19 protein-coding genes and 1 pseudogene are annotated in these 23,659 nt (G+C 68.4%); 8 read left to right on the top strand and 12 right to left on the bottom strand.

What is annotated here, in order from left to right; all coding sequences use genetic code 11:
• Positions 1-3 precede the first annotated feature (3 nt).
• The 4 genes from AC1DWT_RS07970 to mdo form a co-directional block, all read right to left on the bottom strand.
• A complete protein-coding gene (locus AC1DWT_RS07970; RefSeq protein ID WP_072948410.1) occupies positions 4-1,191 on the bottom strand; it encodes an iron-containing alcohol dehydrogenase in 1,188 nt (395 codons plus the stop codon).
• Positions 1,192-1,322: 131 nt separating this feature from the next.
• Positions 1,323-2,861, bottom strand: a complete 1,539-nt coding sequence (madC, locus tag AC1DWT_RS07965) for a MadC family VWA domain-containing protein (RefSeq protein ID WP_095860958.1) — start codon at positions 2,859-2,861, stop codon at positions 1,323-1,325.
• A 2-nt stretch (positions 2,862-2,863) separates the two neighbouring features.
• Positions 2,864-3,970, bottom strand: coding sequence for a MadB family AAA-type ATPase (locus tag AC1DWT_RS07960; protein ID WP_072948388.1), 1,107 nt, complete (start codon positions 3,968-3,970; stop codon positions 2,864-2,866).
• A gap of 104 nt (positions 3,971-4,074) precedes the next feature.
• Positions 4,075-5,346 carry an NDMA-dependent methanol dehydrogenase gene (gene mdo / locus AC1DWT_RS07955; RefSeq protein WP_072948386.1) on the bottom strand — a complete coding sequence of 424 codons (1,272 nt, stop codon included), beginning with the start codon at positions 5,344-5,346 and terminating at the stop codon, positions 4,075-4,077.
• Between the two features lie 321 nt (positions 5,347-5,667).
• On the opposite strand from mdo, the gene AC1DWT_RS07950 reads away from it, so the two are divergent.
• The gene (locus AC1DWT_RS07950; RefSeq protein WP_206015160.1) at positions 5,668-6,723 is read left to right on the top strand and encodes a ferredoxin--NADP reductase; all 1,056 of its coding nucleotides are present in this window, start codon (positions 5,668-5,670) and stop codon (positions 6,721-6,723) included.
• A gap of 7 nt (positions 6,724-6,730) precedes the next feature.
• Here AC1DWT_RS07950 and AC1DWT_RS07945 read toward each other — a convergent pair whose 3' ends face one another.
• Positions 6,731-7,324, bottom strand: a complete 594-nt coding sequence (locus tag AC1DWT_RS07945; protein WP_378680049.1) for a CHAP domain-containing protein — start codon at positions 7,322-7,324, stop codon at positions 6,731-6,733.
• 25 nt (positions 7,325-7,349) lie between these two features.
• Complete coding sequence (locus tag AC1DWT_RS07940) at positions 7,350-8,078, bottom strand: DNA alkylation repair protein (RefSeq protein WP_477920175.1); 729 nt, start codon at positions 8,076-8,078, stop codon at positions 7,350-7,352.
• A gap of 161 nt (positions 8,079-8,239) precedes the next feature.
• On the opposite strand from AC1DWT_RS07940, the gene AC1DWT_RS07935 reads away from it, so the two are divergent.
• On the top strand, positions 8,240-8,605 hold the full coding sequence (locus AC1DWT_RS07935) for an SPW repeat domain-containing protein (protein WP_072948378.1): 366 nt from the start codon (positions 8,240-8,242) through the stop codon (positions 8,603-8,605).
• Positions 8,606-8,691: 86 nt separating this feature from the next.
• Positions 8,692-9,345 (top strand): TetR/AcrR family transcriptional regulator, encoded by a 654-nt coding sequence (locus tag AC1DWT_RS07930; RefSeq protein ID WP_477920173.1) that lies wholly within the window; start codon positions 8,692-8,694, stop codon positions 9,343-9,345.
• On the opposite strand, the gene AC1DWT_RS07925 is transcribed toward AC1DWT_RS07930, so the two are convergent.
• Genes AC1DWT_RS07925 through AC1DWT_RS07910 form a run of 4 tightly spaced genes read right to left on the bottom strand, consistent with a single transcriptional unit; the run spans position 9,333 to position 14,663 of the window.
• On the bottom strand, positions 9,333-10,106 hold the full coding sequence (locus AC1DWT_RS07925) for a glutamate racemase (RefSeq protein ID WP_477920171.1): 774 nt from the start codon (positions 10,104-10,106) through the stop codon (positions 9,333-9,335). The genes AC1DWT_RS07930 and AC1DWT_RS07925 overlap by 13 nt on opposite strands.
• Positions 10,107-10,138: 32 nt before the next feature.
• Positions 10,139-11,320: an NAD(P)/FAD-dependent oxidoreductase gene (locus AC1DWT_RS07920; RefSeq protein WP_244163594.1), complete on the bottom strand. Its 1,182-nt coding sequence runs from the start codon at positions 11,318-11,320 to the stop codon at positions 10,139-10,141.
• Between the two features lie 33 nt (positions 11,321-11,353).
• Positions 11,354-13,885: an ABC transporter permease gene (locus AC1DWT_RS07915; protein ID WP_477920168.1), complete on the bottom strand. Its 2,532-nt coding sequence runs from the start codon at positions 13,883-13,885 to the stop codon at positions 11,354-11,356.
• A 4-nt stretch (positions 13,886-13,889) separates the two neighbouring features.
• A complete protein-coding gene (locus AC1DWT_RS07910; RefSeq protein WP_477920166.1) occupies positions 13,890-14,663 on the bottom strand; it encodes an ABC transporter ATP-binding protein in 774 nt (257 codons plus the stop codon).
• A gap of 144 nt (positions 14,664-14,807) precedes the next feature.
• Between AC1DWT_RS07910 and AC1DWT_RS07905 the strand changes: the two are divergent.
• The 5 genes and pseudogenes from AC1DWT_RS07905 (at position 14,808) to AC1DWT_RS07885 (ending at position 20,414) form a co-directional block, all read left to right on the top strand.
• Positions 14,808-15,726 (top strand): annotated as a pseudogene (locus AC1DWT_RS07905) (DUF3159 domain-containing protein).
• Between the two features lie 72 nt (positions 15,727-15,798).
• Positions 15,799-17,361, top strand: coding sequence for a long-chain-fatty-acid--CoA ligase (locus tag AC1DWT_RS07900; protein WP_072948369.1), 1,563 nt, complete (start codon positions 15,799-15,801; stop codon positions 17,359-17,361).
• Positions 17,358-17,786, top strand: coding sequence for a YchJ family protein (locus AC1DWT_RS07895; protein ID WP_072948367.1), 429 nt, complete (start codon positions 17,358-17,360; stop codon positions 17,784-17,786). Before AC1DWT_RS07900 ends, AC1DWT_RS07895 begins: the two co-directional genes overlap by 4 nt.
• Before the next feature lie 24 nt (positions 17,787-17,810).
• The gene (locus AC1DWT_RS07890; protein WP_477920164.1) at positions 17,811-18,413 is read left to right on the top strand and encodes an AMIN-like domain-containing (lipo)protein; all 603 of its coding nucleotides are present in this window, start codon (positions 17,811-17,813) and stop codon (positions 18,411-18,413) included.
• Between the two features lie 102 nt (positions 18,414-18,515).
• The gene (locus AC1DWT_RS07885; RefSeq protein WP_477920162.1) at positions 18,516-20,414 is read left to right on the top strand and encodes an ABC transporter ATP-binding protein; all 1,899 of its coding nucleotides are present in this window, start codon (positions 18,516-18,518) and stop codon (positions 20,412-20,414) included.
• Here the strand turns inward: AC1DWT_RS07885 and AC1DWT_RS07880 are convergent.
• Both AC1DWT_RS07880 and treS read right to left on the bottom strand, forming a co-directional pair.
• Positions 20,395-21,798, bottom strand: a complete 1,404-nt coding sequence (locus tag AC1DWT_RS07880) for a maltokinase N-terminal cap-like domain-containing protein (RefSeq protein WP_072948361.1) — start codon at positions 21,796-21,798, stop codon at positions 20,395-20,397. The genes AC1DWT_RS07885 and AC1DWT_RS07880 overlap by 20 nt on opposite strands.
• A complete protein-coding gene (gene treS, locus AC1DWT_RS07875) occupies positions 21,795-23,651 on the bottom strand; it encodes a maltose alpha-D-glucosyltransferase (protein WP_477920161.1) in 1,857 nt (618 codons plus the stop codon). The genes AC1DWT_RS07880 and treS overlap by 4 nt, the downstream gene beginning before the upstream one ends.
• Positions 23,652-23,659: the final 8 nt, after the last annotated feature.

The following is a 23,659-nucleotide window of genomic DNA, read 5'->3' as shown; positions in this document are numbered from 1 at the left end:
CGCTCACAGCGCAGTCCGGAACAGCGCCACCATCTGCTCGTGGGTGGCCGTGCGCGGATTGGTGGACATGCAGGCGTCGCGGAGCGCGAACTCGGCCAGGCGTGACAGATCGGCTTCGCGAACTCCCAACTGCCCCAGACCTTTCGGCACTCCCACCTCGCGGGCGAGGCGATCCACCCGGTCCGCGACGGCGAGAGCGGCCTCCTCGGGTGTTCCCCGGCGCTCCTCGAGACCGAGAGCAGCGGCGATGGCGACGAACGGGGTGGCGTCGTCGGTGGCGTTGAACCGGATGACGTGCGGGAGAAGGATGCCGTTGATGACTCCGTGCGGCAGGTCGAGCAGGCCCCCGACCTGATGGCTCATCGCGTGCGCGGCACCGAGGATGGCGTTGGTGAACGCGAGGCCGGCCTCGAGGCTCGCCTGCGCCATGACGGCCCGGGACTCCATCTCCATCGGCTCCTCGATGGTGCGGACGAGAGTGTCGGTGACCAGCCCGACCGCGCGGAGCGCATGGTGGTCGGTGAGCGGGTTGTGGGCCAGCGACACGAACGCCTCGATGCCGTGGGTGAGGGCGTCGAGTCCGGTCGCGGCGTTGAGCCATTCCGGCATGGTGGTGAGCAGCCGGGGGTCGATCACGGTCACGTCCGGGACGAGCGCGCGGCCGATGATGGTGATCTTGGTGCCCCGCCTCGTGTCGGTCACGATGCAGAACTGCGACACGTCGGCTCCGGTGCCCGACGTGGACGGCACCATCACCAGCGGCGGGATCGGACTGGTCGCCTGGTCCACTCCCTCGTAGTCGAGGATGTTGCCCCCGTTCGCGGCGAGCACCGCGATGCCCTTCGTCGCGTCGATGACCGAGCCGCCGCCCAGGGCGATGAGAACGTCGCATTCGCCCTCGCGGTACGCGTCGTGTCCGGCCGCGATCTCGTGGTCCTTGGGGTTGGGTGTCAACGCACTCCACACGACGGGGGTGAGGCCCTGTTCGCGGAGCTGATCCTCGAGTTCCGACGCCCAGCCTGCTTCGATCAGACCCGGATCGGTGACCAGCATCGGCCGCGCCCCGCCGAGGCGGAGGACCGCATGCGCGGCCTCGACCATCGACCCGATACCGAACACGATCTCGGGTGCGTGGAATTTCACCAGCCTGCCGGGGGCGGTGGTGCGGGTGGACGGATAGGACACGGACAAGTCGACACTCCTCCCGACACCTGCGTACATGTGATCCAGATTACAAGACCTTGGCCTCGACCCTACGGCCCGGGAGAGGGCTTCACACCCACCGAAGGACAGGCACGGCACCTACCCGATCGGGTAGGTACTCACCGCAGCGCGTGTCCCAGCTCGGCGGCGCGGGACATCAGCTGCGCGGCATCCCGGGCGACCACGACACGGTCGCAGATGTCCGCGTACTCCGGCATCGCGCACGACGCCTGGTTCCAGTACCGCTCGGGTTCCGGCGTGATCCAGGCCAGCCGGTGCACCTTGCGTCGCAGTTCGGCGAACTCGTCGACGCCCGGCGGCAGGCCGTTGCACCGCCCGTCGCCGACGACGATCACCGAGGTGCGGGTGTTCACTTCGGTGCCGAACTCTGTCAGCACGTCGGAGAAGACCCGGCCGTAGTCGCTGCTCGCCTCCAGATCGATGCGTGGGTCGGCGAGCACCGAGGCCAGCGCGTCGTCGTCGGTCCCGGCGAGGAGGGTGTCCGTGACGTCGACGGGCCGGTCGACGAACGCCAGGACCTGACAGCGGCTCGCCCGGCGGTGCATCGCCTGTGCCAGCCGGAGAGTGAAGGCGGTGACGGGTCGTACCGACAGCGACACGTCCGCGAGGATCAGCACCCGCACCCGGTCCGGACGCCGCGCCTTCACCATGAGGTGGAACGGGACGCCTTCGGTCCGCAGGCTGGCGCGCACGGTGCGGCGCATGTCGAGGCGGCCCCGGGCCAGTTCGCGCGGGCGGGGACGTGACGGCCCGCGCATCCGCCGAAGCACCTCGTAGCACGCCTGATTCACCTCGGCTCGCGACGTGGCCGCCACCGGACCGCTCGCGGTCCCCGGTGCGTCTGCGGGCCCGGCGGTCAGGTCCCGGGCGTCCGCCAGCGCACCGACGAACGCCTCCACCGCCTCCGCCAGCCGGTTCAGCTGGGCCGCGGTGAGGGGTTCCGCCCCGCCGGAATCGGCGTAGACCTTGCTCGGGTCGTAGGCGTCGAGCCACGCGAGAATCGACTCCGGATCGTCCCAGGACAGCGATCCGACGACGGCGCCGCTCGTCGACGACGCCAGGTCACCGACGGCGGTACTCGCCGCCCGCTCGACCTCGACCGTGTACGTGACGCCGCGGCGTCCGGACTCGGCTTCCGAATCGACGGACAAATCTGCGTCGCTCGACGTCATGCTGACGTCGTCGTCGTCCTTGTGGGGGTTGAACCCCTTCTGCGCCTCGGGGGTGTCGAAGTGGTCGCCGACCTCGGCGGCGCGCTCGTTGTACTCCGCGTACCGGGCGGTCTCCGCGTTGTCCGCCACCTCCAGCGCGGACGGCAGGCCCTCCGCGAACTCGGCCCGGGACGGCGGCCGCGCGCCGCCGGAGGCAGCGTCGGCGACCGACCCGAAGAACACGTCGAAGGCACGGTCGAAACCCTGCTGTTCGTACGTGTACTTCGCGCACACCGCGCGCAGCGACGCCCGCAGGGTGGCCGTGTCCCGGCCCTCGACCAGCCCGAAGACCCGGCGAACCTCGATGACCTCGGCGGGGGACGCGGCGACGCCGTAGCGGCGCAACATCTTTCCGAACGACGCCGCCAGCACGTCGAGGAGTTGCGAGGGAAGGGACGGGGACGGATCGGGGGCCGGGTGGAGCATCGTCAGCGCCTGCCCTGGCGGCCCGCGCCGATGCCGCCGCGGTCCCGGCCACCGCGTCCGCGGAACACGGCGGTGGTCGTGTTGGCCGGCCGCGATGCGACCGTCACCCGCTCCGCGGGCCCGGCCGGAGTGGTGTCCTCGTCGTCCGAGGAGAGCGGCTGTTCGCCGGACAGCCGAGTGCGGGCCAGTTCGACGTCGCTGGTGTACTTGAGCAGGGCGGTGAGGAGGATGTCCCGGACCGCGGCCTGCGCACTCACGGCCACCCCCGTCGACTTCAGGACCACCGCCGCACGGGCCGCGTCGATGACTTCCGCGATAGACGGACTCTTGCGGAGCGGCAACTCCCGCAGCGTGCGCGCAAGATCCACCACGTCCGCCGCCACGGCGTCCTCGACCTCGGGCGCCCTGGCCGTCACGATGTCCCGCTCGCGCTGCGGCGTCGGATAGCCGAGGTGGTAGTGCAGGCAGCGACGCTTCAGCGCGGGCGACAGTTCACGAGTGTCGTTGGACGTCAGGATCACCCACGGCGCCGACCGGGCGGCGAACGTCCCCACTTCGGGAATCGTGATCTGCCCCTCCGCAAGAACCTCGAGGAGCAACGCCTCCATCGACTCTTCGGTGCGGTCCACCTCGTCGACGAGCAGCACCACCGGTTCCGGCGACAGGATCGCCTCGAGCAGGGGGCGCACCGACAGGAAGTGCTCCGAGTACAGCCCGAAATCCTGGGCTGCCAGGAACTTCGACGCGTCGGCGATGTCGTCGAACGCGGCCAGCTTCTCCCCGATGCGGTCACGCAGCATCTGCACGTGCAGAAGCTGTTTCGCGTAGTCCCACTCGTACAGCGCCCGGTTGTCGTCGAGACCTTCGTAGCACTGCAGCCGGACGAGTTTGCGCCCCGCCGCCTCGGCCAGCGACTTCGCCAGCTCCGTCTTGCCTACACCGGCAGGCCCCTCCAGCAACAGCGGGCGTTCGAGCGCGGTCGCCAGGTGGACGACCACCGCGAACTCGTCGTCGGCGATGTAGTCGACCTCGCGCAACGCCTCCTTCAGTTCCGCGCCGTCGGCGAAGCGGACGTCCTCCGGTTCCGGGGCTGTGTGCGGTGCAGTCATGATCGGGGCATCCGTCCTTCGTCAGCAGGTGGTGGTGGGAACGCATCCGGGGCGGGGCCGGGCTGGGGTGTGGCGCCCGCCCCGGACGCGAGTTTTCAGGTCGGTCAGTACGCGCTGTTGATCGCGTGATCGACCACGGGGATCATCGACTCGACCGTCACCTCGCGCGGGTTGCCCGGTGTGCACCAGTCGCCCTGAATGTGCTCGGAGATGGCGCGAACGGTCTTCTCGTCACCGCGGATGGTGTCGCCGCGACCCTCGTACTTCTTCGTGTTCATCTGGTTCTTCTCGTACGAGTCGGTGCGCACCTGACCAAAGTTGTCGGGAATGCCGACGTCCTTCGCCAGGCGGATGGCGGCCTCGACCGCCGCGTCCGCGGCCTGCACCGTGGTGAGGTTGCGGGTGTCGACCCCCAGCGCGCCGGCCAGCTGGGCGTAGCGCTCGTACCGCGACGGCAGGTTGTACTCCCAGACGCGAGGCAGGGCGATCGCGTTGTTCAGTCCGTGGTGGCTGTCGAAGAACGCGCTGACCGCGTGCGAGATGGAGTGCACGATGCCGAGGCCGCCGGAGTTGAACGCCTGCCCGGCGATGTACTGCGCGTTCATCATTCCCTCACGGGCCTTCAGGTTGCGCGGCTCGAACACGGCCTCCCGCAGGTTCTTCGCGACGAGTTCCACCGAGTACAGCGCATTGCCGAGCGAAGGCGCAAAGTCGAGACGCGACACGTACGGCTCACTGCCGTGCGCGAGGACGTCGAATCCGCAGTACGCGGTGAAGTGCTGGGGGCAGGTGTAGTACAGCAGCGGGTCGTCGATCGCGAGGGTCACGATGGTCGCCTCGTCGAATCCCACCCACTTGTGCGGGTTGTTCATGTCCGACGTGTCGGTGATGACGTACGCCCACGAGGTCTCCGAACCCGTACCGGCCGTGGTGGATACGGCGATGTGGGGCGGGTTCTCCTTGTTGGTGGACTTCGCGAATCCCTCGAACTCGTTGATGTTGCGGCCGTCGTGCGCGACCACGACACGGGCGCCCTTGGCGGCGTCGTGACTCGAGCCGCCGCCGACGGAGATGATCGAGTCGCACTTCTCCTTCTGGTAGAGCGCGGCCGCCTCCATGACGTTGTAGTCCTTGGGGTTGGACTCGACCTTGTCGTAGAGCACGACCTCGACGCCCTGGTACTCGATCTTGCCGACCAGTTCCTCGATGATGCCCGAGCCGCGCAGGCCGGTCGTCATGAGCAGGGTCCTCTTGAAACCGAGGTTCTTCGCCTCGACGCCGATGATGTCGTGGGCGCCCACTCCCATCAGTGCCCGCGGGAACGGGTGGAATTCCTTGATGGGGAAGTCCCAGATCTGGTTGAGCTCGATGGCCATGGCCGTCTCCTCGATTAGTCGATGTCGGATCTGAAGCGTTGGGGAAGGGGACGCAGTAGATGTGATCGGCGTCTCACCTGGAATCCACTGTGACCTAGTTCGGGCCCGGGTTACAGACCTGCGAGCCCGAACCGTCCGACCGCGGCGGACAAACTGCCCGATCGGGCAGGTGCGGCCGGGCCGAGCCGGAGAGGTGGACACTCGGTAGGCTGTCCACTCCGCACGGAGTGGACAGCTAGGCAAAAACTAGAACCTGTTCTATTCTTGGGGCAGGTAAGCGAGCGTTCCGGCGCTGCGAAGTACGGAAGGACTGCACACACGATGACGACTGTCGAGGTGCCGCACAGCTCACGATCGGTGGTGCTCACCGTGTCGGGCGTGGTCGAGGAAACCGCCGATTCCCGGTCACTGGTCTTCGACGTCCCGGCCGACCTCGCAGGCAAGTTCGCCTACAAGCCGGGCCAGTTCCTCACCCTGCGCATCCCCAGCGACCGCACGGGATCGGTCGCCCGGTGCTACTCGCTGGCCAGCTCGCCGTTCACCGACGACGCACCCAAGGTGACCGTCAAGCGGACGGCCGACGGGTACGGGTCCAACTGGCTCTGCGACAACGTCGCCGTCGGCGACACCCTCGAAGTCCTTCCCCCGTCGGGAGTGTTCACCCCCAAGTCGCTGGACCACGACTTCCTGCTGTTCGCGGCGGGCAGCGGCATCACGCCGGTGATCTCGATCCTCAAGTCCGCCCTCACCGAGGGGTCCGGCAAGGTCGTCCTCTTCTACGCGAACCGCGACGAGAAGTCGGTCATCTTCGCGGAGGAACTGCGCACCCTCGCGAGCCGGTACCCGTCCCGGCTCGTGTCCATCCACTGGCTGGAGACGGTCCAGGGACTGCCCGGCGTCGACCAGCTCGCCTCCGCCGTCGCCCCCTACCTCGGGCACGAGGCATTCATGTGCGGACCGGCGCCGTTCATGGACACCATCCACAAGGCCCTCGCCGACGCCGGCATGCCGCGCACCCAGGTGCACGCCGAAGTGTTCAACTCGCTGGCCGGCGACCCGTTCCGTGACTCCGACGTCGTCGAGGTCACCGAGTCCGAGGCCGCCGACGCCGCCACCGTGGAGGTGGAACTCGACGGCGAGATCCACACCCTGAGCTGGCCCCGCAAGCAGACCCTCGTCGACATCATGCTGGCCAAGGGAATCGACGTGCCCTACTCCTGCCAGGAGGGCGAGTGCGGGTCGTGCGCGTGCACCGTGCTCGAAGGCAAGGTCGAGATGGAGAACAGCGAAATTCTCGACCCCGAGGACATCGAGAGCGGCTACATCCTGGGCTGCCAGGCCCGTCCGGTCACCGACCACCTCAAGATCGAATTCTGAAGGCCGCTCACCCGAGCCGGCCGAAACCGACGACGGCGGAGTCGCTCGCCCAGTCCACCGTGTGCACGCGGATCCGGCCGAACTCGTTGCCGCCGACCGTCGTAGCGGTGTCACCGTCGACGGCGACGACGATGTTGGTGTGCTGGCCGACCCAGCTGCTGTTGTCGTAGAGCACCACGTCCCCGACGGCCGGGCGGTACCCGTCGCCGACCTCCTGGAACCGCGACTGCGACTGGTAGTACTCCTGCAATGTGTAGACACCCGGGATCCGCCAGTGCCCGGAATTCGGATTCGACAGCGGCAGGCCCGCTTCCCGCATGATCCAGCTGACGAAGTCCGCGCACCAGGGCTCCTCGACCCCTTCGGAGTAGAACGTCCCCGGCCGCTGCGTGCCGTGCTCGGCCTCCAGTAGCCCGACGATCCGCGCCTGCTGCGGCGACAGCGCGGTCGTGTCGACGGCCGGGAATTCGGCGGTGTCCCACGGCAGGTAGCGGTCCGGGGCCAGCCACAGCACCCCGCCCGCCACGACGGCCATCACCGCGACGACCGCGCCGAGGATCAGCCCGGCACGGCGACGGCGAGTGGGCGCGGGAGCAGTCATGCCACCGAATGTAGCGGGAATCCGGTCAGCGCATCGCGCGGTAGCCCGCACGCTCCTCGGCGGTGAGGTGCTCACACGCGTATGTCAGGGCCGTGCGCCCCATCGCCGCGGCGTTCCGGTCGAGGAAGCCGGTCAGCAGGGCGCGGTCGACCCGCTTGCCGACCTCGCGCAGCATCCATCCCGTCGCCTTCTGGGTGAGGTCGCGGCGATCACCGAGGACGGACTCCGCGACCTCGAGCGTCGTGGACGCATCACCCCGGCGGATGAACCCGAACGTACTGAGCAGCGCGACGCGGCGCCGCCAGAGGTCGTCGTCCGCGGCCAGCTCGAAGACCGGGTCCCGCGGCCGGTCGAACAGCCACGCGCCCAGGATCCGGTCGGCGGACGAGTCCACCAGATCCCAGTTGTTCACCCGTCCCCGCATCACCAGGTCGAGGTAGAAGGACACGATCTTCTCGCGCAAGGCGTCGTCGCCCGCCTTCGCCGCCCGGTCGAACTGCGTAACGAGTACCAGCAGCCCCGCCAGTCGGTGCTCGTGCACCGGACTGTCGAGCAGCACGGTCACCTCCGGCAGGTCCAGATCGGCGTGAGCGCGAACCACGCTGCGCGTCCCGGGAACCCGCACGCCGATGAAGACGTCACCCTCCCCGTATTCCCCCGGACCGGTCTTGAAGAACCGTGCCAGATTGACGGCGTCGGCCTCGTCCGACACCTCGGCGAGAGCACGCTTCACGTCGTCTGCGGTGGAAGTCACGAAGGCACTGTCCCACACGTCACCGACAGCCCGAGCGGAGATCACGAAACATGCTCCGACCTGCGGTTCGCGTTATCCGAATGCAACGGGTGAGGTATTGATCGGGCGGTCAATCAGGCGTGTACTCGAAGTGGACACAATCCATTTCGAGGAGGCCGGACATGAGATCGTGGAGTCGTATGCAAGATGTGGTGGCGATCGTGATCGGAGTCTTCGCGGCGCTCTCGCCGTTGTGGCTCGACACCAACAACGCCGCGATGTGGTCACTCATCGTCCTCGGTGTACTCGTGGCCCTCTCCGGTCTCGTCCATATGAGCCGCCCGGAGATGACTGTGGCCGAGTACGCGATGGCCGTCTTCGGAGTGCTGTTGTTCCTCGCCCCGTGGGTGATGAACTTCGACGCATTCACGGGCGCGGCGTGGACCGCATGGGTCGTCGGTGTCCTGGCAGTCGTCGTGGCTGTCACGGGGTTGCCGATGATGAGTTCCCGGATGCACGGACACGGAGGGCTGGCGACACATCACTGATCTGTGAACCACAGCACCGAGAACATCGATTGGGGCGGGGCGCAGGCTTACGGCCTGCGCCCCGCCGTTCACGTCGGGAAAGGCCCATGCCAGCACCCCATCTCGGAAAGCCCGGTAACCCCCAACCGCGGAAAGGCCGTCGGCGGCGCAGCGCGAAGATCGACGGCGACGCGCGCGAACTGATCCTCGACGCCGCCGAATCCCTCATCGCCGTACACGGATTCGATGCCACGTCCACCGCATCGATCGCCTCTGCCGCGCACGTCCCGAAAGGACTGGTGTTCTACTACTTCCCCTCCAAGACCGACATCCTCCTGGCCCTGCTGTCCGAGAGACTGCCGACCGAACCCTTCGGCGACGTGGGCGCCCTGGTGACTCCGGGTGACCCCGCCGCCAGCCTCGTCAACCTCGACACCGCACTGAATCTGCACGATCACCACTCGTCGGTGATGCGGGTGATCATCTGGCGCGAGGCCGAGACCCACCCGGACGTCCGCGCCCACCTGAGGCGGTTCCGCGACTACCTCAGCGACATCACCGAGCGACTGCTGCAGGCCAGTTCGCCGTACCCCGTGCAACCCGGGACGCTCCGGGCCTGCGCGACGGCGTGGGTGGCCGCGATGTTCTCCGTCGCGGGCAACGACCGCTTGCACGACCTCGACGACCTGCCGCGACAACACGGCGAGGAACTCGGCAACGTCGCACGGGTGGTGGCGGCCGGGATGGTTCAGCTGGGCTGAGATGTTCCCGCGGCCAGCAGCTGACCGGCGGGGAACGCCTCCGCGCTCGCGGGCAGCCGCCCGGGCCTGCCGCTGAGGAACACCTCCACGGTGCCCTCCCCCGCGCTCGGCCGGTACAGCGCGTCGATGCGGCGCAGGGTCTGCGCCGCCACCGCCTCGGCGCTGTCGAACAACCGCACCCCGGCCGGCAGCTGCGCCGCGATCTCGTCGGCCATCAACGGGTAGTGGGTGCAGCCCAGCACCACCCCGCCGACGTCGCCGGGCGTCCGCTCCGCGGCGGACGCGATGGCGGCGATCGCAGCGTCCCGCTCCCCCCGGTCGATGGCCTCCGCGAGACCGTGGCACGCGACCCCCACCACCGAACTGCCGTTCCCGAACTTCTCGATCAGATCGGCCTGATACCGGCTCGCCGTCGTCGCGGCGGTCGCCCAGACGGCGACGGACCCGAACGCCGCGGCGGCCGGTTTGATCGCCGGCACCGTCCCGACGACCGGAACCTGCGGTCCGACGAGCTCCCGGACGTGGTCGAGCGCGGTGACGCTCGCCGTGTTGCACGGCAGCACGATCACCTCGGCGCCGCGGTCGAGGCTACGCTGCGCGGTCGCGAGAACACGATCGATCACCCACTGCTCCGGTTTGGGACCCCACGGGGCCCCGTCCGGATCCAGCGCGAGAATCAGATCCAGTTCGGGTCGCAACTTCCGCAACCACGCCGCCGTCGGCAGCATGCCGAGACCCGAGTCGATGAGCGCAACAATCACCCGGAGAATCTATCGCGCCCCCGTCCCGGCTCTTACGCCGACGCGGCCTCGAGGACCTCACCGATCGGAGTTCCCGCCGCGATCTTCGCCCGCATCTTCATGACACCACCCGCCATCCCGCCGCCGACGACGCCGGCCAGGATGCCGTCCCGTTCGTAGTAGGCGAGGAACTTGCGGCCGTCGTCCTTGATCACGTGCACCTCGTCGGTGGCCGCCACCGTGCCCAGGGCCTGGATCTTGATGTCGTACTGGTCGCTCCAGAAGTACGGCACCTGAGCTGCGGTGTTCTCGTCGCCGGTGCCGGTCAACGCCGCGGCGAGGATCTTCGCCTGCTCCCCGGCGTTGCTCCAGTGCTCGACGCGCTTGCGGCCACCCACCTGCAGCTGCCACGCGGCCACGTCGCCGACCGCCCACACGTGCGGGACCGCCGTGCGTCCGACGCCGTCGCACACCACACCGTTGTCCAGTTCGACACCCGAGCCGTCGAGCCACGCAGTGACCGGCACCGAGCCGACTCCGATCGCCACCACGTCGACGTCGACCTCGCTTCCGTCGCCGAGGACGGCTCCGGTGACCCGGTCGGTGCCCACCAGCGACGTGAGCCCGACACCGGCCCGCAGATCGACCCCCTCGGCGGTGTGCAGCCGGGCGACGAGTCCGCCGATCTTCTCGCCGAGCACGGACGCGAGCGGCGTCGGCTGCGGCTCCACCAGCACCACGTCGAGACCACCGGCCCGCATGCTCGCCGCCAGCTCGCAGCCGATGAAGCCTGCCCCGACGATCAGTGCGCGCTTGCCCTCGGCAAGGTCCGCGCGCAACGCCAGGCTCTCGTCGATGGAACGGAGAACGTGGACACCCGCGAGGGCGGGTAGCCCCGGGATCCGCCGCGGCACGAGGCCCGTGGCGATCACGAGTTCGTCGTAGCCGAGTTCGCTGCCGTCAGCGAGTCTCAGGATGCGGGATCCGGTGTCCACCGAGGCGGCCTCGACCCCCAGCCGCAGTTCGATGTTCTTCTCGTCGAAGAACTCACGCGGCTTGAGCGTGGTGTCGCTCTTCTCCCCGCGCATCACTTCCTTCGACAGCGGTGGGCGGTCGTAGGGAAGGTGCGGTTCACCTCCGAGAAGAATCAGATCACCCTCGTATCCGGCCCGCCGAAGTTCCTCCGCGGTGCGCAGGCCCGACAAGCCCGCCCCGACGATCACAATTTTCTGCACGCCAACACATTAGGCGCTTTGCGCCCGTGAGGGTCAGAGGTCGGCGATGGCCTCCAGCGGGCGGGTGCGGGCGGCGCGGCTCGCCGGCCACAGTGCCGCGAACACACCGACCACACCGGATCCGAGGAGCATCGCGACCACCTGCCCCCACGGCACCGTCACCTGGCCGAGCCCCTGGTCCTTCAGGGTGCTCACGAAGCCCCAGCCGAACGCGATGCCGAGCAGCACGCCGACGGCCGCACCGAACACCGCGATCAGCATCGACTCCAGGTAGATCGTGCGGCGCATCTGGGACCTCTGCATCCCGACCGCGCGGAGCATGCCGATCTCCCGCCTGCGCTCGACCACCGAGAGCGCGAGCGTGTTGATGATGCCGAGGATCGCGATCACGACGGCGAGTGCGAGCAACCCGTAGAGGATCGCGAGGAGCGTGTCGATCTGCTGGCCCTGCGTTCCCTTGAACTGTTCGCGGTCCTGCACCTGCACCACGACGAACTGCTTGGTCGCGGATTCGAGGTCGGCGCGCAGCTGCGTCAGGTCCGCACCCGGCTTCGCGTCGATGAGCACCGCCAGATCGGGGATGGTCGCGGCGGGCATGACCTGCCGGTAGACGTCGTCCGAGACGAGCCAGTCGCCGACCAGCTGGTTGTCTTCGAAGACACCGGTGACCTCGGCGTCGACGACCTTCCCGTCGGCGCTCGTCATCGGGACGGTCGTGCCCAGCGTCCAGCCCTTCTGCGCCGCTGTCGTCTGGGACACGATGAGGTGGTTACCCGTCAGGTCGGCGCCGCCCTCGACGAGCGTGTAGTCGAGGACGCCCTCGAGTGGGCCGTCCAGCGACGCGCCCTGTTGCCGCTCGTCGTCGACCTTCACGGACACCGGGTGCAGGGCGGCGGCGCTCTGGACGTCGTCGAGGTTCCGCACGGCTCTCGCCGCGCCGCTGGGCACACCGATCTGATTGGGTCCGGTGAGCACGTAGTCGGCGGACACCCCCGAGTCGACCAGCTGGTTGACGCTGGCCTTCGCGGATGCGCCGAACACCCCGATGACGGATACGAGCATCAGTCCGAGTGTCAGCGCGAACGCGGTGGCGGCGGTGCGGCGGGGATTGCGCACGGCGTTGGTGCGGGCCAGGCGCCCGACCGGGCCGAACGGCTTGGCCAGCACCGCTCCGAGCGCCCCGACGATCGGCCGGGACAACGCGGGGGCGGCGAACAGCACGGCCAGGATCAGACCGAGCGCGCCCGCGCCGACGACCGCCGCCGCACCGCCACCGGTACCCCGCGAACCGATCACGAGTCCCACGACGCCGAGGACACCGAGGACCGCACCGGCGATGGTGCGCACGTGCAGTGAGTCACCGGTGGACGCGAATTCCTCGCGCATCGCCGCGACGGGCGGCACCTTGGAGGCGCGCCGGGCGGGTGCGTACGCGCTGACCGTCGTCACGAGCACCCCGACCACGAGGGCGATGAGAATCGTGCGCGGCCCCACCTGCAGGGGACCTTCGGGCAGACCGACGTCGAACGCGTTCAGCAGTGCGCGCAATCCGTAGGCCAGGCCGACGCCGGCGGCGATCCCGATCGCACTGCCGATCACGCCGACCACGAGGGCCTCGAAGACCACGGACCGGCCCACCTGCGTGCGGCTGGCACCGATCGCGCGGAGCAGCGCCAGTTCGCGCAACCGCTGGGCCACGATCATCGAGAACGTGTTGTAGATGATGAACGTGCCGACGAGCAGAGCGATCGCACCGAATGCGAGGAGGAAGTAGTTGATGAAGCTCAGCGCCTCCGTCACCTGCGCCTTGGTTTCCTCGCGGACCTCGTCGCCGGTCTGGACCTTTGCGTCGGGAAGGGCGGCGGCGATCTCGTCGCGCAGTTCGGTCTGGGACAGACCGGTCCCGGCGACGTCGATGTACTCGACGTGCTTGCCGTCGGTGAACAGTTCGCGGGCCTGCGAGTCGACGAACGTCGCGCCGATGAATCCACCGGTCTCGTTGCCGGTGTCGTAGATGCCGGAGACGGTGACGTCGACCATGCCGCGAGCGGGCACGAGAACCTTCGTCGTGTCGCCGACGGCGAGTTTCGCGCGTTCGGCGGCACTGGCGTTGACGGCCATCTGGCCGACCTGGGCCGGCGGCGTGCCCTGGACGTACTCGTCGGGTTCGCCGAGCGCTTGGCCCGGCGGCAGGTAGGACTCGCCGATGCTCGGCGCACCACCGGTCTGGACGGCGGCGCCGTCGGAATCGATGAGGACGATCTGCCCGCTGACGGCAGGTGCGACCGCGCGCACCCCGTCCAGCGCGGTGATGGTGTCGAGGTCGGCGAGGGGCACTCCACTGGAGTTGCGCTCCTCGCTCGACACTCGGACGTCGACCCCTTGCGCGGTGTTCTCGAAGATCGAATCGAACGTCTTCTGGAGGGTGTCGGTGAAGACGAAGGAACCGGCGACGAACGCGGTGCCGAGCACCACGGACAGCACCGTCAGTGCCAGCCGGACCTTGTGTGCCGCCAGGTTGCGCAGCGACACCTTGCGCATCGGCGCACCGGATGTGGACGCCATGCGGTCAGACCGCCGCGTCGGACGTGAGGGCGTGGGCAGGCTCGTCGAGTCGCTTCATCGTGTCGAGGACCGAATCGGCCGTCGGCTCATGCAGTTCGTCGACGATCTTGCCGTCGGCGAGGAACACCACCCGGTCGGCGTAGGCGGCCGCGCGGGGGTCGTGGGTGACGATGACCACGGTCTGGTGGAATTCGTCCACCGCGGCCCTCAGGATCGACAGCACCTCGCCCGAGGACTTCGAGTCGAGGTTGCCGGTGGGCTCGTCGCCGAAGATGATCTCCGGCTGCCCTGCCAGGGCCCGGGCACACGCGACCCGCTGCTGCTGACCTCCGGACAACTCCCCCGGGCGGTGCTCGAGACGATCCTGCAGCCCGAGTTTGGTGAGCACGTTCTCGAGCCACGCGGCGTCCGGCTTGCGGCCCGCGATGTCCAGCGGAAGGGTGATATTCTCCAGCGCCGTCAGCGTCGGCACCAGGTTGAACGCCTGGAACACGAAGCCGATGCGGTCGCGTCGCAGCTGGGTCATCTGCTTGTCGGTCAGCGTCGTCAACTCGGTGTCGCCGATGAGGACGGAACCCGAACTGGCGGCGTCGAGGCCGGCCAGGCAGTGCATCAGCGTCGACTTGCCGGAACCGGACGGTCCCATGATCGCGGTGAACTCACCACGGGCGAACTCCGCGGATACCGCGCTGAGCGCGTGGACCTGGGTGTCGCCGGTGCCGTACGTCTTGGACAGCTCGACAGCACGGGCAGCGACAGCGGGGGCATGCGTGCTCATGATCGCCTTTCGTCATTCTCTCGTGGCGGGTCCGGCCCCGTGGTGACGGGCCGGGACGGTGCACGCGCGGCGCACTCCTCCATCTTGTCGACACCCGCGGCGGCCCGCCATCAGGGACCACCCTGATCTTCGGTAAGTCGGGACGTGATCCCTGACACGGCGACCCGGCCGGAAAAGCCCACAACGGATGTGCCGACCTGGGAGAATTCCGGTATCGCCGGTGCGAAGGAGAGCCCTCATGGCCATCGAACCCCCCACACCCCGGACGGGATCGCGTTTCCTCGACGCGTTCCTCCAATCACCGTTCGCCGGCCTGGCGCCGTGGATCGTGATGTCGCTGCTGTCCGGCCCCGGGCGGTTCGAGGAATCCGTCGCCACCGCCCTCGGGTTGTCGATCCTGTTCCTGTTCCTCAGCCACCGCCGCGGCGGAAGCCTCAAACCCATGGAAGTGTTCGACATCGTCTATTTCGGCTGCCTCGCCGTGATCGGACTGTTCGCCTCCGACAGCCTGATCACCTGGCTGGAGAAGTGGTCGGGCGAGATGTCGGGTCTGGCGCTCGTCGCGTTCGCGTTCGGCTCGCTGTTGCTGCGCAATCCGTTCACCCTGCCGTACGCCAAAGAGACTACACCCGAGGAGTATTGGACCTCGCCGCTGTTCCTGAAGGTGAATCAGCTCATCACCCTGGTGTGGGCGCTGTCCTTCACAGTGTCGGCGGCATCCGGACTGTACGGCGACCTCGTCCTCGACCAGCCGGACAATTTCTGGACGGGGTGGATCATTCCGATCGGGGCGTTGCTGTTCGCGCTGTCCTTCACCGAGTGGTATCCGGACGTGGCGAGCGCGCAGGCGCCGCGGGAACCCGGGGAACCGGAAGAGGTGGCGCCGCCGCTCGTCAAGCTGTTCGACTTCCTGCCGCCGTACGTGATCGGCGTGGGGATCGCGATGCTCGTCACCGACAACGACCCCGACTGGCTGGGCATCACCCTGATCGTGGTGGGCGCCCTCGGCAGCGCCGCGTTGCGACGCGCGGGCACGCAGAGCCGAAGCAGTTCGACCGCATGAGGCAAAACGTCACTGATCGGAGCACCGGCTACTAGCCTGATGTGACTGACGTCACAGACGAGAGGTGGGCGCATGTCGGACGCCGAGAACGAGATCATCTTCGACCGACTCGCGCACTGGGCGCAGGTTCGACCGGACGACGTCGCCGTGCAGTTCCAGGGCGCCGACTACACGTGGTCCGGGTGGCACGACCGGATCCTGCACGTCGCGGGAGCCTTGGCAGAAGGCGGAATCGGGGCAGGCGACACGGTCGCGTTCGTCGACAAGAACCACCTGTCCTGCCTCGAGGTCACCTACGCCGCCTCCCTCCTCGGCGCGGCGGCCGCAGTGCCCAACTGGCGACTGGCCGGCGAGGAACTCGACTACGTGATCAACGACTGCAAGGCGCGAATCCTGTTCGTGGGCAACGAGTTTCTCCAGCAAGTCATGGCCTTGCGGGACCGGCTGACCGGCATCGAGCAGATCATCACCGTCGGCGGGGAGCACGACGAGTTCGAGCCGTGGCTCGCCGAGGCGTCCGTCCTGTCGTCGAGGCCGGACGTGGCCGCGGAGGCCACCGCGCTGATCCTCTACAGCTCGGGAACCACGGGCAGGCCCAAGGGCGTTCAGCTGACGCACCGCAACCTGATCGCGCACAGCATTGCGGTGCTCGACATCCTGCCCGCACGGCACGACGACTGTCTGCTCGTCGCCATGCCGCTGTTCCACGTCGGTGGGAGTTGCTACGCGATCATGGGTGTGCACGCCGGCGCCCGCTGCCATTTCACGAGGGAGGCCGACGCGCCGTCGCTGTTCGGTGCGCTCGCGGCCGGTGCGAACATCGCGTTCCTCGTTCCGCCGGTGATCGCCGGGGTGCTCGCCGGGGGCGAGCAGGCCGTGGCCGCGTTCGGCGCGCTGCACCGCATCACGTACGGCGCCGCCCCGATGCCGCTGCCGTTGCTGCGCAGCGCGCTCGCCGCCTGGCCGGAGGCGGAGTTCGTCCAGGTGTACGGAATGACCGAATGCGCGGGTGTGGTCACCGCACTCCTGCCGGACGTGCATCGCGACGAGTCGCAGGAGGCGAGGATGGCGTCGGCGGGACAGCCCATTCCCGGTGTGGAGATGCGCATCGTGGACCCGGCCACCGCCGAGGACGTCGCCACCGGTGAGACCGGGGAGTTGTGGTGGCGATCGGACCAGCGCACGCCCGGCTATCTCGGCAAACCCGAGGCGACGGCGGAGGCGATCACCGCGGACGGGTGGTTGCGCAGCGGCGACATGGGCCGCGCGGACGCCGACGGTTTCGTGTTCATCGAGGATCGGCTGAAGGACATGATCATCACCGGCGGCGAGAACGTGTACTCCCCCGAGATCGAACGGGTCCTCGTCGAACACCCGGCGGTGGCGGAGGTCGCGGTGATCGGCGTTCCCGACGACCACTGGGGTGAGACGGTCAAGGCCGTCGTGGTGCCGGTGACCGGAAGCAGCATCGAACCGGACGAACTGATCCACTACACCCGTCAGCGCCTGGCGAAGTTCAAGTGCCCGACGACGGTCGACGTCGTCGACCTGCTGCCGCGCAACCCCACCGGCAAGATCCTGAAGCGGGAACTGCGCGCGCCGTACTGGAAGGACCGCACTCACAAGCTCGTGTGACCGCCGTCCATACTGGGACCGTGACCGTTCGATGCCCCTGCCTGCTCGGTGAACCGTATGACGAGTGCTGCGGGAGGTATCACCGCGGCGAGGCGAAGGCGCCCACGGCCGAGCGCCTGATGCGATCCCGGTTCAGCGCGTTCGCGGTGCTGGACGCCGATTATCTCCTCGCGACGTGGCATCCGAGCACGCGGCCCGCGGGCCTGGACCTCGATCCGGCGCAGCGCTGGACCCGCCTCGACATCCTGGGCACGACCGGCGGCGGTCTGCTCGACACCACCGGCACCGTCGAGTTCCGTGCGCACTTCGTGCTGGACGGCCACCGCGAATCGCTGCACGAGAACAGCCGATTCGTCCGTGAGGACGGCAACTGGCTGTACCTGGACGCGATCGCGACGCCACGCCCGGGGCTCCCGCGTCTGTGATCGGCCCCGGCCTACGATCGGATCATGATCAACCACCGGATCGGTCCCTTCGCCGCGTTCGCCGCCTGCACGCTGGCCCTGACGCTCACCGGATGCTCGGAGTCGAACTCCGCCAGCAGTGTGGCGGCGACGTCGCCTGCCGCCGCGGCCACCACCGGCAGCGCACTCGAATCCGAGTCGGCACCGATCCCGACCGACGCGTCGCCGAAGTCGTCCGCGGCGTCCGAGTCCGCGAAGCTCACCGTCACCGACGTCCGCGTCGGCGGGCACGAGGGATTCGACCGCGTGGTGTACGAACTCGGCGGCAAGGGCACCCCGGGCTGGCGGGTCGAATACGTGGACCAGGCCGTGCAGGACGGCAGCGGCAAGACGATCCCGGTGTCGGGCAACGGCATCCTGCAGGTGCAGATCGACGGCTCGGCGTACCCGTTCGACAGCGACGTGGAGGGCTACTCGGGCCCCAATCCGGTGCCCGGTGTTCCCGGCGGCACGGTGACCGAGGTCAACGGTGCGCTCGTGTTCGAAGGCGTCACCCAGTCGTTCATCGGCGTGAGCGCGCCCGGCCGTCCGTTCACGGTGTCCACCCTGTCCGATCCGACGCGGGTGGTCGTCGACGTCGCGAAGTGACGCTTCCCGCGCCCGCTGCTTGACCTCGAGTTAAGTTGAGGTTCTACGGTCATGTCATACCCCGGCTCTACCGTGGGGGGACAGCGACAGGAGGCCGCCGGCATGAGCATGGAAGTCACTGCGTGGAACGCGATGTACAACGCGATGCACGCCCAGGAAGATCGACGCCCCTTCTCCCGGACGACGTTGCGGCGGATCGCCCGTTTCGCCCGGCCGCACCGCCGCAACCTCGCGTGGTACCTGCTGCTCAGCGTCGTCACGGCCGCGCTGGCCGTGGCCACCCCGGTGCTGGCGGGCCGCGTCGTGAACGCCATCGTCGGCAGCGACGCGGTGTCCGTGATCGTGCGTCTCGCGGCGCTCATCGCGGTCATCGCCGTCCTCGAATCCGCACTCGCGCTGTGGACGCGGTGGTTGTCGGCGAGCATCGGCGAGGACCTGATCCTCGACCTGCGCACCGCCGTGTTCGACCACGTGCAGCGGATGCCGATCGCCTTCTTCACCCGCACCCGCACCGGCGCGCTGGTCAGCCGCCTCAACAACGATGTGATCGGTGCGCAGCGCGCATTCAGCGACACCCTGTCGGGTGTGGTGTCCAACCTGGTCACGCTGGGCATCACGCTGATCGTGATGATCGGGATCTCCTGGCAGATCACGCTGTGCGCACTGCTGCTGCTGCCGATCTTCGTCCTGCCCGCGCGCACGATGGGCGCGCGGCTCGCACAACTCAATCGTGAGGCGGCCAACCACAATTCGGTGATGAGCACGCAGATGACGGAGCGGTTCTCGGCGCCGGGCGCCACGCTCGTCAAGCTGTTCGGCCGTCCGTCGGAAGAGTCCGCCGAATTCGCGGTCCGCGCGCGGCGAGTGCGCAACATCGGCGTCCGCACGGCCATGCTGCAGTCGGTGTTCGTCACCGCGCTCACCCTCGTCTCGGCGCTCGCGCTGGCCCTCGTCTACGGACTGGGCGGGTTCTACGCACTGCGCGGACAACTCGACGCGGGAGCGGTGGTCGCGATGGCGATGCTGCTCACCCGCCTCTACTCGCCCCTCACCGCGCTGGCCAGCGCACGCATGGACGTGATGAGCGCGCTGGTGAGCTTCGAGCGCGTCTTCGAGGTCCTCGACCTGACGCCGCTGATCGCCGAGAAGCCCGACGCGGTCGCGGTGCCCGAGGGACCCGTATCCGTCGAGTTCGACTCGGTGGAGTTCGCGTATCCCTCGGCCGACAAGGTGTCGCTGGCGTCGCTCGAAGAGGTCGCGACCCTCGACACCCGCGGCGGCGTCGACGTGCTGCACCGACTGTCGTTCCGCGCCGAACCCGGGCAGATGGTCGCCCTGGTGGGATCGTCCGGGGCCGGCAAGTCCACCATCGCCCAACTGGTTCCCCGGCTCTACGACGCGGACGCGGGCTCGGTGAAACTCGGCGGGGTCGACGTGCGGGACCTGACCGCCGACTCGGTGCGGGCCACCGTCGGAATGGTGACCCAGGACGGGCACCTTTTCCACGACACCGTTCGGGCCAACCTCTTGCTCGCCCGCCCCGGCGCCACGCCGGCCGAACTCGCGGAGGTCCTGGAACGCGCCCGACTCACCGACCTCGTCGCCGCCCTTCCCGACGGCCTCGACACGGTGGTCGGCGAACGCGGCTACCGACTGTCCGGCGGCGAACGCCAGCGGCTGACCATCGCGCGCCTGCTGCTCGCGCATCCTCGGGTGGTCATCCTCGACGAGGCGACGGCGCACCTCGACTCCACGTCCGAGGCCGCCGTCCAGGAAGCGCTGGGCGAGGCCCTCGCCGGGCGAACCGCGGTCGTGATCGCGCACCGGTTGTCGACCGTCCGCGCGGCGGATCTGATCCTCGTGGTCGAGGCCGGGCGCATCGTCGAACGCGGCACCCACTCCGAACTGCTCGCCGCGGGCGGCCGGTACGAAGAGCTGTACCGCACCCAGTTCGACACGGGCACGGTCTCGTCCCCGGCCCTCACCGAGGTGCTGCGGTGAGTCTGCGAATGGCGGAGAGGGGCAAGCCGATCCACTGCGGGCGGTTCCTCGCCTCGTACACCGTCTCGTACACCGCCTTGTCGAGTTCGTAGGCCCGGAGCAACGCCGCCGCCTCTCGCGGATCGGTGCCCGACACCGAGGCATAGCCCTCGCAGAAGGCGTCGGCGTTGCGCTGGGCCCATTCCCTCGCGCGGAAGTCCCGTTGCGACGCCGCTCCCATCGCCCCCATCGGCACCGAATCGGCCAGCAGGTGGTGGGCGGCGTAGTCGAAGGACCGCAGCATTCCCGCGACGTCCCGCAACGGACTGTCCCGTTCCCGGCGCTCGTCGAGCGTCTTGGCTGGCTCGCCTTCGAAGTCGATGAGCAGCCACCGCTCCGGTGTCCGCAGCACCTGACCGAGGTGCAGGTCCCCGTGAATCCGCTGGACGGCGGTGGCGCCCAGCGCTTCCGCCTCGGCGAACTTGTCCCGCACCGCGGCGGCCACCTCCCCCAGTTCGGGAACGATTGCGGTGGCGGCGTCCAGCCTGCGGTTCATCGCCTCCACCGTCGTCGACGCCACCTGCCGCTCCTCCGCACCCAGCGCACGCGCCAGCGTCGAGTGCACCTCGGCGACGGCGGCGCCCATGCGATGGGACTCACCGGCGAAGTCCGTCCCCAACTCCGCGGCGTGGAGATCCGCCTCGATGAGGAGGTCGCGGACGCTGCCCAGCGCCATGCTCCACCCGTCCGCCGAGTTGGCCTCGAAATCCTGCACCATCGCGAGCGTGGTGAGAATTCCGGCGACATCCGTTTCCATCCATGCCCGCAGCGTGGCGACGTATTCACTGCCCGCGCCGGCGAGCGCCAGATGGAGTTCCACGTCGGGATTCACCCCGGGGGTGACCAGGCGGAAGATCTTCATCAGCAACTTCTCCCCCAGCACCACCGACGTGTTCGACTGCTCCGCGCCCAGGGTTCGCCCACGCAGTCCCGGTTCGATCACCGTGCCCGGCACGGTCTTCAACTGCACCGGTCCGGAACCCTGCGCCTCGGCCAGCAGGTCCGCGTACAGGGTTATGACCTCGGCGTCGTGCAGTCCGTCGTACGCGATCATGCCGTTGCCGTCGCCGTCCGGCAACGCCCACGGTTCGAGGTCCTCGGGCAGATGACTGCGGAACCCCAGCGGCACCTGGTACACCTGCGCCGGGCCCGCCTCGAATTCCACCGACACCAGCAGGTGCTCGGCGGAGAACCCGAAGACCGACGTCAGCTCGTGGCGGAGCAGGATCCGCACCGCCGAGATGGTGTTGCCCTTCGCGGCGAACCACCTCCGGTCCGGCAACCACCGGACGAGTTGCCGTTCGAGGGTCTCGTCGGGAATGCGTCCGCTGGTGGGTTCGTTCACTGCTGCACCGCCTGTTCCGCTTCGCTGCTGACCGGGTGTCCGCTCACCGCGCCGTCGGATTTGGGATCCGGTTGCAGCGCGAACCAGAAGAAGCCGTGACCGGGCAGCGTGATCATGTACCCGTCGTCCCCGATCGTGGGAAAGGGAACGGAGCCGGTGAGCTCCACGGGGATTCGGCCGGTGAACTGGGTGAGATCCAGGATCACCGCCTGCGGGAACCGGGACAGGTTGTTGACGCACAGGATGACGTCGCTGTACGCGCGGTCCTCGCTCGGCGGGGTCTCCCGCACATACGACAACACGGCCGGGTTCGCACTGCCGAGTTCTGTGAACGAGGCCGTTCCGAACGCCGGGTGCTGCTTGCGAACCTGGATCAGCCGGCGGGTCCAGTGCAGCAACGAGTTGGTCGAGTTCATCTGCGACTCGACGTTCACCGACTGATAGCCGTACGTGGGGTCCATGATGACCGGCAGATACATTCGCGCCGGGTCGGCGCGGGAGAATCCGGCGTTGCGGTCGGGCGTCCACTGCATCGGCGTCCGCACCGAGTCCCGGTCGCCGAGCCAGATGTTGTCGCCCATGCCGATCTCGTCACCGTAGTAGAGGACGGGCGAACCCGGCAGGCTCAGCAGCAGCGCGGTGAACAGCTCGAGCTGGTTGCGGTCGTTCTCGAGCAGCGGCGCGAGGCGCCGCCGGATGCCGATGTTCGCCTTCATCCGCGGGTCCTGCGCGTACTCGGAATACATGTAGTCACGCTCCTCGTCCGACACCATTTCGAGCGTCAACTCGTCGTGGTTCCGGAGGAAGATTCCCCATTGGCACGAACTCGGAATCGGCGGGGTCTGCGCGAGGATCTCGGAGATCGGAAAACGGTTCTGCCGCCGCACCGCCATGAAGATGCGCGGCATCAGCGGGAAGTGGAACGCCATGTGGCACTCGTCGCCGACATTGGGCTCCCCGAAGTACTCCACGACGTCCGACGGCCACTGGTTCGCTTCGGCGAGCAGCGCCCGCCCCGGGTACTCGGCGTCCATGACGGCTCTGCACTTCTTGAGGAACGCGTGGGTCTCGGGCAGGTTCTCGCAGTTGGTGCCCTCCCGCTCGAACAGGTAGGGCACCGCGTCCAGCCGGAAGCCGTCGATTCCGAGGTCCAGCCAGAACCGCAGCACGTCGATCATCGCGTCCTGAACGTCGGGATTGTCGTAGTTCAGGTCCGGCTGGTGGGAGAAGAAGCGGTGCCAGTAGTACTGCTTGCGCACCGGATCCCACGTCCAGTTGGAGGTCTCCGTGTCGACGAAGATGATCCGCGCGTCCGGATACCCTGCGTCGCGGTCGGACCAGACGTAGAAGTCGCCGTACGGGCCGTCGGGGTCGTTGCGCGACTCCTGGAACCAGGCGTGGGTGTCGGACGTGTGGTTCATGACCAGGTCCGTGATGACCCTGATCCCGCGGCGGTGCGCCTGATCGAAGAGCTGCACGAAATCCTCGACCGTCCCGAATTCCGGCAGCACGGCACGGAAGTCGCGGATGTCGTATCCGCCGTCGCGCAGCGGTGAGTCGTAGAACGGTGGCAGCCACAGACAGTCGACGCCGAGCCAGGACAGGTAGTCGAGTTTGGACGTCAGCCCCCGGAGATCGCCCGTTCCGTCTCCCGAGGAATCGAAGAACGCGCGGACCAGAACCTCGTAGAACACCGCGGTCTTGAACCACTCGTTGTCGACCTGCAGTTCCCTGGCGTGGAAGAAGTCCTCGGAACGGGCCTCGATGATGTGGCCTTCGAGGTCGTGCTCCGGTGGGGCCGCGCCCTCCCGGGACGGGTCGGCGAAGGCCGACGACGAATCTTCCAGGGGCATAAGCACCT

The sequence above is a fragment of the Rhodococcus sp. P4_B6 genome (genome assembly GCF_056402215.1).
The sequence above is the reverse complement of the archived record's forward strand: the minus strand, read 5'-3'. Positions and strand labels throughout refer to the sequence as shown.